At 62.7% G+C, this 15,933-nt stretch carries 10 protein-coding genes and 3 tRNA genes; 1 reads left to right on the forward strand and 12 read right to left on the reverse strand.

All coding sequences use genetic code 11. The features are described 5' to 3' along the window. Positions 1 to 15 precede the first annotated feature (15 nt). Complete coding sequence (locus ACYCTF_RS01480) at positions 16 to 807, forward strand: enoyl-ACP reductase FabI (protein WP_461282323.1); 792 nt, start codon at positions 16 to 18, stop codon at positions 805 to 807. Positions 808 to 875: 68 nt separating this feature from the next. Here the strand turns inward: ACYCTF_RS01480 and ACYCTF_RS01485 are convergent, their stop codons facing one another. From ACYCTF_RS01485 to ACYCTF_RS01540, 12 genes are all read right to left on the reverse strand, one after another. Then, positions 876 to 2,792 (reverse strand): SurA N-terminal domain-containing protein, encoded by a 1,917-nt coding sequence (locus ACYCTF_RS01485; protein ID WP_461282324.1) that lies wholly within the window; start codon positions 2,790 to 2,792, stop codon positions 876 to 878. A gap of 45 nt (positions 2,793 to 2,837) precedes the next feature. Further along, a tRNA-Asp gene (locus ACYCTF_RS01490) sits at positions 2,838 to 2,914 on the reverse strand. Positions 2,915 to 2,924: 10 nt separating this feature from the next. Continuing rightward, positions 2,925 to 3,000: transfer RNA gene (locus ACYCTF_RS01495), tRNA-Val, on the reverse strand. Positions 3,001 to 3,025: 25 nt separating this feature from the next. After that, positions 3,026 to 3,298 (reverse strand): HU family DNA-binding protein, encoded by a 273-nt coding sequence (locus ACYCTF_RS01500; protein ID WP_461282325.1) that lies wholly within the window; start codon positions 3,296 to 3,298, stop codon positions 3,026 to 3,028. Positions 3,299 to 3,480: 182 nt separating this feature from the next. Beyond that, entirely contained in the window at positions 3,481 to 5,898 is a 2,418-nt protein-coding gene (lon, locus tag ACYCTF_RS01505; RefSeq protein WP_461282326.1) for an endopeptidase La, read from the reverse strand. A 147-nt stretch (positions 5,899 to 6,045) separates the two neighbouring features. After that, positions 6,046 to 7,344 carry an ATP-dependent Clp protease ATP-binding subunit ClpX gene (gene clpX / locus ACYCTF_RS01510; protein WP_461282327.1) on the reverse strand — a complete coding sequence of 433 codons (1,299 nt, stop codon included), beginning with the start codon at positions 7,342 to 7,344 and terminating at the stop codon, positions 6,046 to 6,048. Between the two features lie 86 nt (positions 7,345 to 7,430). Next, positions 7,431 to 8,054, reverse strand: a complete 624-nt coding sequence (gene clpP, locus ACYCTF_RS01515) for an ATP-dependent Clp endopeptidase proteolytic subunit ClpP (protein ID WP_461282328.1) — start codon at positions 8,052 to 8,054, stop codon at positions 7,431 to 7,433. A gap of 18 nt (positions 8,055 to 8,072) precedes the next feature. Then, positions 8,073 to 9,365, reverse strand: a complete 1,293-nt coding sequence (gene tig / locus ACYCTF_RS01520; protein WP_461282329.1) for a trigger factor — start codon at positions 9,363 to 9,365, stop codon at positions 8,073 to 8,075. A gap of 128 nt (positions 9,366 to 9,493) precedes the next feature. Then, a tRNA-Leu gene (locus ACYCTF_RS01525) sits at positions 9,494 to 9,578 on the reverse strand. A 63-nt stretch (positions 9,579 to 9,641) separates the two neighbouring features. After that, on the reverse strand, positions 9,642 to 10,529 hold the full coding sequence (locus tag ACYCTF_RS01530) for a phosphoribosylaminoimidazolesuccinocarboxamide synthase (protein WP_461282340.1): 888 nt from the start codon (positions 10,527 to 10,529) through the stop codon (positions 9,642 to 9,644). Positions 10,530 to 10,639: 110 nt separating this feature from the next. Continuing rightward, positions 10,640 to 12,511, reverse strand: coding sequence for a molecular chaperone HtpG (gene htpG / locus ACYCTF_RS01535; RefSeq protein ID WP_461282330.1), 1,872 nt, complete (start codon positions 12,509 to 12,511; stop codon positions 10,640 to 10,642). A 73-nt stretch (positions 12,512 to 12,584) separates the two neighbouring features. Beyond that, positions 12,585 to 15,206 (reverse strand): putative bifunctional diguanylate cyclase/phosphodiesterase, encoded by a 2,622-nt coding sequence (locus tag ACYCTF_RS01540; protein WP_461282331.1) that lies wholly within the window; start codon positions 15,204 to 15,206, stop codon positions 12,585 to 12,587. Positions 15,207 to 15,933: the final 727 nt, after the last annotated feature.

Here is a 15,933-nt window from a genome sequence, read left to right on the forward strand (position 1 = left end):
AATGGAGAGAGTCTCATGGGATTTCTGGCGGGTAAGCGCGCCCTTGTCGTCGGAGCACTGAACGAACGGTCAATCGCCTGGGGAATCGCCCAGGCCATGCACGCCCAGGGCGCGGAGATCGCCTACACCTACCAAAACGACAAGGTCCAAAGTCGCGTCGAGGGACTGGCTGCCCTTACCGGAAGCCACATCGTGCTGCCTTGCGACGTGAGCCGTGACCAAGATATTGCGACTCTGTTCGAGGAGTTGCGCAAGGCGTGGCCGGACGGATTCGATAGCCTCATCCATTCCGTGGCCTACGCCCCACGCGAACAGCTCGAGGGAGACTATCTGGACGCCGTAACGCGCGAGGGCTTCCTCGAGGCCCACAACATCAGCTCCTACAGCTTTGCTGCGCTCGCCAAAGGTGCCCGCGACGCAATCGTCCCGCGCAAGGGCTCGCTACTTACCCTTTCCTACCTAGGCGCCGTGCGTGTCGTGCCGCACTACAATGTAATGGGGCTCGCTAAGGCAAGCCTCGAGGCCAATGTCCGTTATCTTGCGCAAAGCCTGGGACCGCATGGGGTCCGCGTCAATGGCATCTCGGCGGGACCCATAAAGACCTTGGCGGCAGCGGGGATCAGCGATTTTCGCAAGATGCTCGACTACTACGAGCGCAATGCGCCGTTGCGGCGCGGTGTCACCATAGAAGAGGTCGGCCACGCCGCCGCCTTCCTGTCGTCGGACTTAGCCTCCGGCATCACAGGCGAGATCCTCTACGTTGACTCCGGCTACCACATGATAGGCATGGGTGAAGGGGAAGGCTGAGCGGCCTTAGCGTCCAGTGGGCGGGGGCATTAAGGCCACCCGCCCCCGGGCCCACCACATCTACGCCCTCAGAGCGCCCGAGCGCTAATATGAATGTCAGCGCGTTCACGTAGGCTCTTCATATAGGCGAGGTAGGCGCCGACACCGCTATCGCTTATCAACGACCGTGCAAGCTTGATCTCGCGCGCACTGCCGTTCTGCACAGTCCCGGGGATCACCTGGCGCAGCACGAACACAGCATGGCGGCCGTCACCCAGGCGCGCACTGCCCGCCACCGGGTGACCGCCGGCCGCTGGCGCAGACGTACGGAACACAGCCGTGACCAGGGGCTCGGGCAGACCCGGCGCCACCGCCTCGACAGGTGCCGGCACCTCGAGCACGAGATGCATCTGGCGCGCGAGCACGGGTAGCGACGCCCCCTTGCGCAGCTCCTTGAGGAGCAAAGCCTCCTCGCCCTTCATGTGGTCGCGGGCGATGGCTGCGCGGATATCCCGGATAACCGTAGGTCGCGCCAGCGCCAAGGGCTCCACACGTGCCACCTTGCGCCCGATGACGTGCGCCACGAGCAGCGCGTCGGTCCCGAGCGTGATCGCGTGAGTGTTGCGCCGACCGGCCAAGACCTTGGGCGCGAACACCGCCTTCGCGACCTGCGGCAGGGCGCCGATACCAACACCCCCGGCACGCGTAAACCAGCCGCTCTTGTGCAGCGTGAGGCCCAGTTTGGAAGCCGCCGGCGCGAGGCTATGCGGATGTTCATAGGCCACACTGCGCAGCCGCTCGGAGAGATGGTAGAGGCGTCGGCGCGCGCGTTTACGCAGTACCATGCGCTCAAGCGCGGGCTGCGCGGTCGCAAATGGCGTAACTGAAGCCGGCCGCACGGCGGTTACCTCCAAAAGGTGTACCCCGGAATGCCCGACGATGGGCGCGCTCACGGTGCGCAGCGGTAATGCAAATGCCGCCTGGCCTACGGGTTTCGATAGATCCGCCTCGGTGACAAAACCCAAGCTTCCCCCGTTGACGGCCGATGCGGCGTCTTGGGAGTAGCGTTTGGCGAGCGCCGTAAACGACGCGCCGTGCGCGATCTGGGCCCGCAAAGCGATCAGTTTCGCTTTGGCCTGTGCCACGTCCAGCGTGCTCGGGTGCGGCGGCAGCGCAATCATGATATGCCGGAGCAGACGTTGTTGTGGCTGCGTGAATTGCGCGATATGGCTCTGATAGGCCTTTTGCATGGCCGCCATGCCAACCTTGTGCGACATCTTGCGCATGACTGCTTGGGGGGAGAGCACGACATAGGCGACCCGGACCTGTTCTGGGAGACGGAAGGCCTTGGGGTGCTGCGCGTAATACTGGGAGATCTGGGCGTCGCTTACGGGGGGCTTGGGACCCGCGGACCGCGGTGACAGGGTGACGTAGGCGAAGGCACGCTTTTGCCCGAACAAGGCGGCCGCGCGCGCGATCTGCTGCTGCGGCACGAAGGCGCTCGCGAGCAGTCCTGCCTTCATTTGATTCAGGAGCATAAGGTCGCGCACGCGCCGTTCGAAGCCCGCCACGGTGAAGCCTTGACCGGCGAGCAGTTCGCGGTAGCGCGAGGGGCTGAAATGACCCTTCACGCGAAACGCCGGGACATGGCGAATTTCGTAGCCGAGTTGGTCCTCATTCACGACGTAACCCGCCTTGACGGCGGCGTGCACCAATAGCGTCTTGTCGATGAGCCCCTTCAGGACGGCCTTTTTGAATTTGCGGCCGCTCAGAACCGCAGGATTCAGATTCTTGCCGAAGGCGTGTTGGAGCGCGGCGCGCTGCTGCGCGAGCGCCCGCTGGAATTGCGCCTGGGTGATGCGCAGACCGTGCCCGCGCGCCACATAGACCTGCGATCCCCCGCCGAAGTAGGAGCTGATGCCCCAGAGCGCGAAGGGAACCACCAGAACGACGAGCAAAGCGCCGCCGATCAAACCTTGGGTCTTTTCTCTAAGAGCATTTAACATGATTTTAAGACAGGCCTCGTGTGATAAGACCCGTCGTCGGAAAGATGGCGGAGTGGACGGGACTCGAACCCGCGACCCCCGGCGTGACAGGCCGGTATTCTAACCAACTGAACTACCACTCCATGATCGATATGGTGGGTGCTGAGGGATTCGAACCCCCGACATTCGCCTTGTAAGGGCGACGCTCTACCAACTGAGCTAAGCACCCGGGCGGCGACTCCCACCAAGGGTCGCTAATTTACGGCATCCTTGAGACCTTTGCCAGCCTTGAAACGCGGATTACGCGAGGCGGCGATGTTTATGGTCTCACCGGTCCGCGGATTGCGACCACTGCGGGCCGCACGCTCTCCGACGGAGAAGGTGCCAAAGCCCACCAAATTGATGGTCTCGCCGTTGCGCAGACCCTGCGTAACAGCCTCAAACACGGCATCTACCGCGCGGGCGGCCGAGGCCTTGTTGAGGTCGGCCCGTTCCGCCACTTTCTCGATCAGTTCGGATTTATTCACCTGATGCTCCCTTCCTGCTAGTGGTCCCAAAATGCCGGTCTTTAGGCGCCGGCCTTATGATCAGACTGGTCTTATACAAGCCGCCCCATCCCGCTGTCAAGGAAAGCCGGGGGGAGGTGCGTTTCCCTGCTTCACGCGCCGAAATGGTACACGATTGTCGCGACCGCTGCGCGCTCAATGGCTCAGTGTGTACGAATCGCCTTGGGCTCGGGCTCCGCCTCGCGTGGCTTGCCCCCCTCCGGGGGCTCGGCGACCGGCTTAGGTATACGCTCCAAGGCGACCTCGAGCACCTGGTCGATCCAACGCAACGGCTTAATGTCCAGAGATTCCTGGATGTTTTTAGGCAATTCGACCAGATCCTTCCGGTTCTCCTCTGGGATGATCACAGTCTTGATCCCGCCCCGGTGGGCCGCCAGCAGCTTTTCCTTCAAGCCACCTATGGGAAGGACCTCACCCCGCAAGGTGATCTCGCCTGTCATCGCCACATCGGCCCGCACGGGAATGCCCGTCAACATCGACACCATGGCCGTACACATGCCGATGCCGGCGCTCGGGCCGTCCTTGGGGGTCGCCCCCTCCGGAACATGGAGGTGGAAGTCATGCTTCTGGTAGAAGTCTTCCGGAATGCCGAGGGACGCGGCCCGCGAGCGGACCACGCTCATGGCGGCCTGTATGGACTCCTGCATCACATCCCCAAGCTTACCCGTAATAGTAAGTTTGCCCTTACCCGGCAAAAGCGCGCTTTCGATGGTCAAAAGCTCGCCGCCAACCTCGGTCCACGCAAGCCCCGTGACCTGGCCCACCTGGTTACTCTGTTCGGCCATGCCATAGCGGTAGTGCCGGACACCCAGATACTTGTCGAGGTTCTTGGCGTTCACCGCAATATGTTCGCGCTTCTTGTTCAGCAAGAGTTCGCGCGCCACCTTGCGCGAGATCTTGGCGACCTCCCGCTCCAGATTGCGCACCCCGGCCTCGCGCGTGTAGTAGCGCACGATATCGCGCACCGCGCTCTCCGAGAGCTGAAGCTCGCTGGACTTTAGGCCATTGTTCTGCTTCTGTTTCTCCACCAGGTAGCGCATCGCGATATTGATCTTCTCGTCTTCCGTGTAACCGGACAGACGGATGACCTCCATGCGATCGAGCAGCGGCCCGGGGATATTCAGACTGTTCGAGGTCGCCACGAACATCACGTCCGAGAGATCATAATCGACCTCCAGATAGTGATCGTTGAAGGCATGGTTCTGCTCGGGATCCAACACCTCGAGCAGGGCCGATGACGGATCGCCCCGGAAGTCCATGGCCATCTTGTCCACCTCGTCCAGCATGAACAAGGGGTTGCGTGTCTTGGCCTTAGCCATGTTCTGGATGATCTTACCCGGCAAGGACCCGATGTAGGTGCGGCGATGACCACGGATCTCCGCCTCGTCGCGGACCCCGCCGAGTGACATGCGGATAAATTTGCGGTTGGTTGCGCGCGCGATCGACTGACCCAAAGAGGTCTTGCCAACGCCGGGTGGGCCCACGAGACAGAGAATCGGCCCCTTGACCTTGTTCACGCGCTGCTGGACCGCGAGATACTCGATGATGCGTTCCTTGACCTTCTCAAGGCCATAATGGTCGGCCTCGAGGATGCGCTCCGCCTCGGCGAGATCCTTGCGGATCTTACTGTGCTTCTTCCAGGGCACGGCGAGCAGCCAATCGATGTAGTTGCGCACCACCGTCGCCTCGGCGGCCATGGGCGACATCATCTTGAGCTTGTTGAGCTCCGCCTGCGCCTTCTCGCGCGCCTCCTTGGGCATGCCCGCCTTCTTGATCTTCTGGGCAAGCTCCTCGGCCTCACTCGGGTTGTCCTCGAGGTCCCCGAGCTCCTTTTGGATCGCCTTCATCTGCTCGTTCAGGTAGTACTCGCGCTGACTCTTCTCCATTTGGCGCTTCACGCGCCCGCGGATGCGCTTCTCGACCTGCAGAAGATCGATTTCGGACTCCATGACGCCCAGGATGTGCTCGAGCCTATCGCGGACGTTCAGCATCTCGAGGATCTGCTGCTTTTCCTCGATCTTCAGGCTCAAATGCGCTGTGACCGTATCAGCAAGTCGCCCCGGGTCATCGATGCCAGCCAGCGAGGTCAGGATCTCGGGCGGAATCTTCATATTGAGCTTGACGTACTGATCGAATTCGTTCAGGACCGAACGCATGAGGGCCTCGCCCTCCTTGTCGTTCAGCTCCTCGCTCGCAAGTCTCCGGATCTCCGCGGAAAACGTCTCACCGGTCTCCACGAACCGCGTCACTTCCGCCCGCTGCTCCCCCTCCACTAGCACCTTCACGGTGCCGTCGGGCAACTTCAGGAGCTGTAGGATATTGGCGACCGTCCCTATGGTATGGATGCCAGTGGGAGACGGATCGTCGTCGGACGCGCTCTTTTGGGCCACCAGCATGATCTGCTTGCCGCCCTCCATGGCGCGCTCCAGCGCTTTGATGGATTTCTTGCGACCCACAAACAGCGGGATCACCATGTGTGGGAAAACCACTACATCCCGCAGGGGCAAAACGGGTATGGCCGTGGATTCCGGCGCGTGCGACAAATTCGATTCTTCAGTCATTAGGTGGCCCTCGTGACGATTGGCGCCGAAGTGAAGGGACCCCGGAGCGGCCCGGGGATCCACAATCGGTAAATGGGCCCGGCCCGACTTGAATTCAAGCCCGGCGGCGGCCGCAGCGCCGGGCGATCCACAAACACCGCCGCGGCCTTAGGGGCGTGTCGACACCCGTTTCGGGCTCGTCTGCTCGGCGTGGTCGTGATCAGCATATATGAGGAGCGGCTTGCTCGTATCCGCTATGACCCCCTCGTCGATCACCACCTTCTTCACGTTCTCCAAAGACGGCAGGTCGAACATGACTTCCAGCAGGGCGTGCTCGAGGATGGACCGCAGACCGCGTGCCCCCGTCTTGCGCTCCATGGCCCGGTGCGCCACCTTGACGAGCGCATCGTCCCGCACCTCCAAGTCCACGCCTTCAAACTTCAAAAGCTTCTGGTACTGCTTGATGAGCGCATTCTTCGGTTCCGTCAGGATCTGGATCAGCGCCGCCTCGTCCAACTCGTCCAGGACCGCGACCACCGGCAGACGGCCCACAAACTCGGGGATCAAACCGAATTTGATCAGATCCTCGGGTTCGACCCCACGGAACACGTCACTCGCACGCTTGCTCACGACACGGCTTTTAATCTCGGCGTTGAAGCCGATGCCACTCTTCTCGGAGCGATCCTGAATGATCTTCTCGAGCCCCGAGAAGGCACCGCCACAGATGAACAGGATGTTGCGCGTGTCGACCTGCAGAAACTCCTGCTGCGGGTGCTTGCGGCCGCCTTGCGGCGGGACCGAGGCGACGGTCCCCTCTATCAGCTTCAAAAGGGCCTGCTGCACGCCCTCACCCGATACGTCGCGCGTGATCGACGGGTTGTCCGACTTGCGCGATATCTTGTCAATCTCGTCGATGTAGACGATGCCGGTCTGGGCCTTCTCAACATCGTAATCGCACTTCTGAAGCAATTTCTGAATGATGTTCTCAACGTCCTCGCCAACGTAGCCGGCTTCCGTCAAGGTCGTGGCGTCGGCAATCGTGAACGGCACATTCAGGAGGCGCGCCAAGGTCTCGGCCAGCAAGGTCTTTCCGGAGCCGGTCGGCCCTATGAGCAGGATGTTGCTCTTCGAAAGCTCGACCTCCCCGATCTTCTCCTGGTGCTCGATGCGCTTGTAATGGTTGTAGACGGCCACCGACAGCACCTTCTTGGCCGTCGCCTGCCCGATCACGTATTCGTCGAGAATCTGCTTGATCTCTCGAGGCTTGGGGAACTTGTTGCGGGCCAGCCCGATCTCCGCTTCGTCCTGCACTTCTTCGCGGATGATATCGTTACACAGCTCCACGCATTCGTCACACACGAACACGGATGGGCCGGCAATCAGCTTGCGCACCTCGTGCTGGCTCTTGCCACAGAAAGAGCAATAGAGGAGCTTCTCACCCTTGCCATCATGCTTGTCGTCTGCCATCACTGAACCTCGCTCAAGGGAACCGCAGACCTGCGCGGCTTCATGCACGCAGACCCCGCGCTTACGTTCCAGTCTAGCATAACCCCCTATTTACGCTTGTCGATCACCGAGTCAATCAGACCGTACGCGACAGCTTCGCCGCCGTCCATGAAATTATCCCGCTCAGTGTCCTGCTCAATCCGCTTGAGCTCCTGGCCTGTATGTTTGACCAGAATGCCATTTAATCGTTCTCGGACCCGCAGGATCTCGCGGGCATGGATATCGATATCCGTCGCCTGCCCCTGAAACCCGCCCGAAGGCTGATGCACCATCATCCGCGCGTGCGGCAGGGCGTAACGCTTGCCCTTGGCGCCGCCTGCGAGCAACAAGGCCCCCATGCTGGCCGCCTGACCGATACACACGGTGCTCACATCGGGCTTTATGAACTGCATCGTATCGTAGATGGCAAGCCCCGCCGTCACCGCGCCGCCCGGGGAATTGATATAGATATGGATGTCCTTATCCGGGTTTTCGGATTCGAGGAACAGAAGCTGCGCCACCACGAGGTTCGCCATATGATCTTCCACCGGCCCCACGAGGAAAATCAGACGCTCCTTCAGCATCCGCGAATAAATGTCGTAGGCACGCTCACCGCGGCCCGTCGTCTCGATCACCATCGGCACGAGCTGCGCTCGTGGCGAAAGGTTGTCCGGGAATTCCGACTTAATCATGCACCGTCCCAGATAATATTAGGTCAACTCCTCAAAGCGCACGGCCTTTTCGGTCACCTGCGCCTCACCCAACAACTGCTCCACGACCTGATCCTCGAGCACTAGCGATTCCGCTTCCGCCACCCGCTCGCGTTCACCGTAATACCAGTCCACGAAACGCGCCGGGTCGTCGTAATCGGCCGCCATCTCCTCGATACGCGCACGCACTCGGCCAGCATCCGGCTTCAGGTCGCGCGCGCGGATCAATTCCGAAATGATGATGCCGAGCGCTACACGCTCTGCCGCGCGCTCACGGAACGGTGCGTTGTCCGCGGGCAAGGCCTCGGTGCGCAGACCTTGGCTTGCCAGCTGGCTGCGCGCCGCCTCCCGCAAGCGGATCGCCTCGTTCTCTACCAAAGAGTTCGGCAGATCAATCGCGTTGACTTCCCGCAAGCGCTTGAATATCTCACCTTTCACCCGGTCCCGAATCCGCCGGGCGGACTCGCGCTCGAGATTCTTCCGGACCTCCAGGCGCAACGCCTCGACGCCCCCTTCGGCAACACCGAGCGAGGCGGCAAAGGCATCGTCCAGGGCCGGCAGTACCGGCTCACCGACCTCACGCACGGTCACATGGAACTGCGCGGTCTTGCCGGCCAGGGTCTCGGCGCCGTAGCCCGCAGGGAACGCGACCGGGATGTCGATGGCCGCCCCGGCGGCGACACCCTTTAGACCCGCCTCGAAATCAGGCAGTAGGTTCCCGGCCCCAAGGATCAAGGTGTGACCCTCGGCGCTACCGCCCGGAAAGCGCTCGCCATCCAGAGTCCCCGCGAAATCGATGGTCAGCCGGTCGCCGTCTGCCGCCGCCCGATCTGTCGGCACGAAGGTCTGGCGCTGCTTGCGCATAACCTCGACGGTCCGCTCGACATCGGCGTCCTCGATCGCGCATGTCGGCCGCTCGACATCGACACCCTTCAGATCAAGCCGCGGGACCTCGGGGTACACTTCGAAGACCGCGACATACTGCACATCCTGACCCCGCACCATAGCCTTGGGCTCGATCATGGGACCACCAGCGGCCTTCAGGCCCTCGCGATTCAAAGCTTCATAGAAGCTGTCGCGGATCAGATCCTGTGCCACCTCGTCGAGCAGCTTGTCGCCGTACTGGGCCTCCACGATTCTCAAAGGGGCACGGCCTGGGCGAAACCCGGCAAGCCGCGCGGTCCGTGAAACGCGCTTCAAGCGCTCCGTGAACTCGCGCTCAAACTGTTCGGCCGGAACCGCCACCGTCATTCGCCGGCCGAGCCCGCCCGTTGCTTCAATGGATACTTGCATGCTGCCTTCTCATGAAATATTGGGGTCAATGGGGAAACGTGGTCGTTTACCTGATCATACCGATTTGCTGGCTAACGGCCAAGACGAAAACGCGTCGCCACCCGCGGCGCGGGATGAATACATGGTTTTGGTGCGAAAGGGGGGACTCGAACCCCCAAGGGCTTCCCCACTGGAACCTAAATCCAGCGCGTCTACCAATTTCGCCACTTTCGCCCGCAGTCGACGGAACGGTAGCACAAACCCCGCTGCGCCGGCCAGCCTCGGCCCAAGAGGCACTCAGACGGCGGGGGCCGTCAGCACGCGCAAGGCCTCTTCGTAGCGCGCCACGGTCTGCGCGACGATCTCGGGGGGCAAGGATGGTGCTGGTGGGCGCTTATCCCACGTCAAGGTCTCCAGGTAATCGCGGACGTACTGCTTGTCGAAGCTGGGCGGGCTCGTTCCTGGCCGATACAAAGATTTGGGCCAGAAGCGGGACGAGTCCGGGGTGAGAACCTCATCGATCAGTACGAGTGTGCCGCGGGCATCGGCGGCGAACTCGAACTTGGTGTCGGCGATGATCACCCCGCGCGAGTCCGCATAGGCCGCAGCTTCGGAATAAAGCCTGAGGCTCGTCTCCCGGACTTGGCGCGCGAGATCTGCACCGAGCAGGGCCTCGGCCGCCCGGAAATCGATATTCTCGTCATGCGCCCCCACCGCCGCCTTGGTGGATGGCGTGAACAAGGGTTCGGGGAGCCGATCGGCCTCCTTCAAGCCCGCCGGCAACGGGATGCCAGACACGGCGCCCGTCCGCCGGTATTCCTTCCAGCCGGAGCCCGCCAAGTAGCCCCGAACAATGGCCTCGATCGGCAGGGGCTTCAATCGACGCACAACCACCGCCCGCTCGGCCACCGTCGCCCGCTCGACGGGGTCGGGCAGGACCGAGGCCAAGGGCCGGTCCGCGAGGTGGTTGGCGACTACGCCGCCCGTCCGCCCGAACCAGAACCTCGACATCGCATTCAAAATTCGGCCCTTGCCGGGAATCGGATCAGGCAAGACACAGTCGAAGGCCGACAGGCGATCGGTTGTCACCACCAATAGGTGCTCAGGACCGGCGTCATACAGGTCCCGCACCTTGCCTCTATGCAACAAGGGCAAACTCAGGCGCGACTCATAGAGCGCCTCCACCTTAAGCACCCGTCCCGGACGCCACCGCTACCCTCGCCGCACCACCTGCCAACGACCTCACGCGCTCCTGCCCCCGGGCGCCCAGCGCCACCTCTTTGAACGATTCCATACTATCCGCCCTGGAGACCCAACAACAAGCCGTTCAGACGCTGCACGAAGCCCGCCCCATCCTCAAGCGCCCCCCCTTCGGCGAGAACCGCCTGATCAAGCAACAAGAAAGCCCAATCCGCGAAACGATCGTCCGCGACCTCGGCCCGCAACCGCGTAACCAGGGGATGCCCGGCATTGATCTCCAAGACAGGCTGGCTGCCGGGGGTCTTTTGGCCGGCGGCCTTCAAGAGCCGCTCGAGATGGATGCCGAGGTCATGCTCGCCTGCTACCAGGCAGGCCGGGGACTCGGTGAGCCGGTGGCTTAGGCGCACCTCCTTGACTCGCTCGCCCAGAACCCGGGCCATGCGGTCGGTGAAGGCCTTCCATTCGGCATCCTCGGCCTTGGGGGCATCGATCGGGTCCTCACCGTTGCCGACCCCTTTGAGGTCGAGATCGCCCTTGGCGACGGAACGTAGCGCCTTGCCCTCGAACTCCGCAAGGTGGCTCACGAGCCACTCGTCGATTCGGTCGGTCAGAAGCAAGACCTCTATCCCCTTGCGCCGGAAAATCTCCAGATGCGGGCTGCGCCGCGCGGCCGCTAGACTCTCACCGGTCACATAGTAGATGTTGTCCTGTCCCTCGACCATGCGCCCGATATAATCGGCAAGCGACACCATATCGCCCGACTCGCTCGTGCTCTGAAAACGCAAAAGCTTCGCCACGCGATCCCGATTGGTCGTATCCTCGACAATGCCCTCTTTCAACACCACGCCGAACTCGGTCCAGAAAGTTCGGTATTTATCAGGCTCGCGCTCGGCCAATTCGGCCAGGAGGTCCAGGACCTTGCGCGTGGCGCCGCTACGGATGGTATCGATATCGCGACTCTTTTGCAGGATCTCGCGCGAGACATTCAACGGGAGATCAGCCGCGTCGATCACGCCCCGGACAAAGCGCAGATAATTCGGCATCAACTGCTCGGCATCATCCATGATAAAGACGCGGCGCACATAGAGCTTCACGCCATAGCGCCGATCGCGGTCAAAGAGGTCGAAGGGGGCGCGGCGCGGGACGAAAAGCAGGGCCGTGTACTCCTGCTTGCCCTCGACGCGACTGTGAAGGTGCGCCAAGGGCGGATCGATGTCGTGCGCCACATGCTTATAGAACTCGTCGTATTCGAGTTCGGTGACCTCACTCTTCGGTCGCGCCCAAAGCGCCGAGGCCTTGTTGACCGTCTCCGGCATGCCGTTGGAGTCCAGCATGACGATCGGCAGGGTGATGTGATCCGAGTAGCGGCGCACGATGGTTTGCAGGCGGTGTTGGTCGAGGAACTCGTCCTCGGCTTCGCGCAGATGCAGCACGACGCTGGTGCCCCGCTCCTGGCGCTCGACAATCTCGACGGTATACTCCCCCGCACCCGTTGATTCCCAGATCACACCCTGATCGGCGGACGTGCCGGCCCGGCGGGTATGTAAGGTTACGCGGTCGGCCACCATGAACGCCGAGTAGAACCCCACGCCAAACTGCCCTATCAGTCGCGCATCCTTGGCCTGATCACCACTCAAGCTCTCGAAGAATCGCCGCGTACCCGAGCGGGCGATAGTGCCGATATTCTCGATGACCTCTTCGCGCGTCATGCCGATGCCGTTATCGGCGATCGTGAGCGTGCGTGCGTCCCGATCGACCAGTACCTGAATCTTCAAATCGGAATCGCCCTCATACAGGGACTCGTCGCGCAAGGCCTCGAACCGCAGCTTGTCGGCGGCGTCAGAGGCGTTCGAGATCAACTCCCGCAAGAAAATATCCTTGTCGCTATAGAGCGAATGGATCATGAGATCGAGGAGCTGGCGCACCTCGGTCTGAAAGCCCAATGTCTGTTTTTCAGTCGTCGTCATCGCTGCTCGTGGCCTCTCTTGCCGCAGTATTCCAGGAATCCCAGGCCCCTTTTGGGGGTGGCCTCGCCAAAAATCAACTCCCGGCGGCCTCCTGCGTGCGGAGATAGGCGGTCGCCGCCTCGGCATCGAGGGGCGCTGCGATATAATGGCCTTGCATGGCGTCACAGCCCGCGTCCGCTAGGAAGCGATGCTGGGCGGCGGTCTCGACCCCACTGGCCACCACGCGCATGTTGAGGGCGTGTCCAAGGGCGATGATGGCCAGGATGACCGCGTCATTGCTGCTCTCGCCGATCCCGGCAATGAACGCGCTCTCGATCTTTAACATGCCCACGCGCAGCTGCTTAAGCATGCCGAGCGAGGACGAGGCGCCCCCGAAATTCTGGACGGCAAACTGGATACCCTCATCCAGCAAGGCATGCAACCCCCCCGTCGACGCTTCCGCGGCGGCCACGAGAACCGACTCCGTGAACTCCAGGACAAGATCGTTGGGGGTCAGATCGTGCTCGCGCAAGACTGCACGGATCGCGCAGGCCAAGCCCTCGTCCCCACACTGGTGTCCCGATACGTTGACGGTCACCGGGAAGGTGGCAAGGCCGAGATTGCGCCACTCGCGATTCTGACGACAGGCCGCGCGCAAGACCCACACGCCAAGCTCGGTCATAAGACCCGCCTCCTCCACGGCCAGGAGGAACTCCCCGGGGTATTTGACCCCCTCCACCGGATGCATCCACCGCAGCAAGGCCTCCATCGCCACGAGCCTGCGGTTCATCGCCCGCACCTGTGGCTGGTAGACAAGACAAAATTCCTCGCGCTCGAGGGCGCGCCGCAGAGTGGTCGCGACCGAGAACGGATGCGCCTGGGGCCGACCGGCGGTAGGGCCTTCGAAAAAGCGATAGGCGTCCTTGCCGGCGGCCTTGGCCTCGTACATGGCGGCATCCGCTGCCCGCACGAGCGCGCGCCCATCGCCGCTGTCTTCCGGATACGCCGCAATACCGATACTGACACTCAAGGAGACTTCGCCGAGCGCCACAACCAGGGGCTCGCGAAAAATGGCCATGATCTTGTGCACAACCGGCAGCGCATCCTGACGGCTCCTGAGTCCCGGCAAAACTACCGCGAACTCGTCGCCGCCCAGGCGCGCCAAGGTATCCGCCGCGCGCACCGCACGCCTCAGGCGCTCCCCTATGAGCACCAGGATACGATCCCCGGTGCTATGGCCGAGCGTGTCGTTCACCCTCTTGAAGCCGTCCACGTCAAGAAAGAGAAGCGCGACCACGCTGCCGCTCTCCTTGGCCTCGACCAGCGCCCGCTCCAGGCGCTCGTTATACAGGATACGATTAGGTAGCTCGGTCAGCGGATCGTGGGTCGCCTGATGGACGAGCCGTTCTGCGAGCTTGCGCTTCTCGGCTGCATCGCGGAACGATAGCACCGCCCCCACGAGCTCGCCCTGCGGACCGAACCTGGGTGCCCCGCTGTACTCCACCGGAATCCCCCGGCCGTCGCGGTGAAAGACAAACGCGTCCCCGGGGGCGAGCGCCTGCCCTGCCAGACATACCCCGAGCGGATCTATAGACTCGCCGCTATATTCATCGAAGCACGGCAGGACGTCATTTAGCGCGCGCCCCCGGATTTCCCCCTCCGCCCACCCGGTGAGACGCTCCGCGGCGCGGTTCACGTACTCTACGCGACCGTCCTGGTCGGTCGCGACCACCGCCTCCGCCAGCGACTGCAAGGTCCCCTCAAAATGCGCCTTGGCGGCCGACAGTTGCGCCTCGGTGAGGGCCCGCTCCTCGGCCGCGCGCGTCTGGCCGTGCACCGTGCGCCTGTACAAAAAGATGATGATCGCGAGCACAAGACCCAGCAAAAGCAGGCCTAGGCGAGTGATGTGCCACCATTGCGCATCCACGGCACGCATGGATCGAAGGGCGAATACCCTGAAAGGGTATCGTCGCACGCGCCGCGCGACCCCAAGCCACGTCCCCTCGCGCCCTTTCAGGTGGGCGACAAAACGACCTTCACCGGCCAGACCCACGGCGGCGGCCGCCTTGATCGCCGGAGCGCTGAGAGAGGCAGGCCACACGGCCTCGACACGCCCATCGACTCCGAAGAGACCGATCGCGGTCCCGGGTGCCATCCTCCGACCCGGCCACAATCCTTGCCGCCGGGAAAGGGACAAAAGCGCACAGATCCGAAATCGCACCCGGCCTCCCGCCCGCATCGTAGACCAAAGAGGCAGCACTGGGACGCGTGCATTCGACTGATCGACCGACCCGACCTCAAAGATGCCGGGCTGCGCGGCGGTACTTGCCCTCACCCAAGGCCGGACATTGTGGGGCGCGAGCCCTTCCCGCCACCAGAGCGATCCGTGTGGACCCAGCAGGGCGAGACCTGCGATCTCCGGATGCCGACGACTGAAGCGCCGGCCGAGGCGGTCGATGGCCGCGCTGTCTTGGCCGGCACTCAAGCCCGGCAAGCGGCCGATGTCGCGACCCAGCAAGCGCAGAGCGGAGCGGTCACCGTTAAGACGCAGCTCGGTGGTGGTCGCCATGAAGCGCGCCGCCCCCGAGAGCTCACCCCAGGCCTCGCGCCGCATATCGCCCCAGAAGGTGACGGCATAGAGGACGACCGTAAAGATCGCGACGAGCGCGAGCCCGACGAACGCCACGACAATCAATCGTCCCGATCGTGGAGCCATCCTGTCACTCATAGAGTAAGGACAGCGTCCCGATGGCGTACGGGCGCGGGCCCGCCCAACGGACGACCCGCGAGGAGCCACCGGGGGCGATCGACACCCAAGGGCCCATCGGTCCCGCCGTGTAGTCAATACGGACCGCCTGATGTCGCGGCCAGCCCCAGGCGAATACAGCGTGAAGACATAGGGCACCCCGGGCCTTGATCAACCCTGGCGCGCGCATAGACCCTGCCGATACCACCCTCATGCCCCCATCCACGCAGTCGCGAGAGGCCCAAGTGCGTGCCGAGTTGCCCCTATAGGCCCCCTCACCCGCCTCCCATCCCCTCTTGTTTTTTTTAAGTATAGCTGAGCCTGGAGGAATACCGACCCATTCGGCAGGGTCGTACACGATCTCCGTCTATTGATTCGTATTCCCGGTATGCACTACCATGCCGCGCGGGCTACGAGCACCCTCACCTCACGTTGAACCGTTCTCAAAGACGCGAGAGAAGCGGAGAGCCCGCCTACGGCAGGTATGGGGGATGCCTCCGCGAGGCACACCTCGGCCGCCGAAAACACACCCCGCGGGGCCGCCGCCAGGTTCCGCCGGCGCAATGAAGCGCGGGGCGCACCTGCGCGAAACCGCAAAAGATCAGCTGCTGAAATTCTTGTTGGCCCCTCGGGCCCCCGGAGCTGTGCTTAAAGAACGGCGCGGGAATTCCCATCCCCTTTAGGGGATTGGGATGAG

This window comes from Acidiferrobacter sp., assembly GCF_054609335.1.

Excerpts from the sequence above, each read along its gene's own strand:
- ACYCTF_RS01480 (WP_461282323.1), top strand. The coding sequence starts at position 16 with ATGGGATTTCTGGCGGGTAAGCGCGCCCTTGTCGTCGGAGCACTGAAC.
- ACYCTF_RS01485 (WP_461282324.1), bottom strand. The coding sequence starts at position 2,792 with ATGTTAAATGCTCTTAGAGAAAAGACCCAAGGTTTGATCGGCGGCGCT.
- lon (WP_461282326.1), bottom strand. The coding sequence starts at position 5,898 with ATGACTGAAGAATCGAATTTGTCGCACGCGCCGGAATCCACGGCCATA.
- clpX (WP_461282327.1), bottom strand. The coding sequence starts at position 7,344 with ATGGCAGACGACAAGCATGATGGCAAGGGTGAGAAGCTCCTCTATTGC.
- clpP (WP_461282328.1), bottom strand. The coding sequence starts at position 8,054 with ATGATTAAGTCGGAATTCCCGGACAACCTTTCGCCACGAGCGCAGCTC.
- tig (WP_461282329.1), bottom strand. The coding sequence starts at position 9,365 with ATGCAAGTATCCATTGAAGCAACGGGCGGGCTCGGCCGGCGAATGACG.
- htpG (WP_461282330.1), bottom strand. The coding sequence starts at position 12,511 with ATGACGACGACTGAAAAACAGACATTGGGCTTTCAGACCGAGGTGCGC.
- ACYCTF_RS01540 (WP_461282331.1), bottom strand. The coding sequence starts at position 15,206 with ATGGCTCCACGATCGGGACGATTGATTGTCGTGGCGTTCGTCGGGCTC.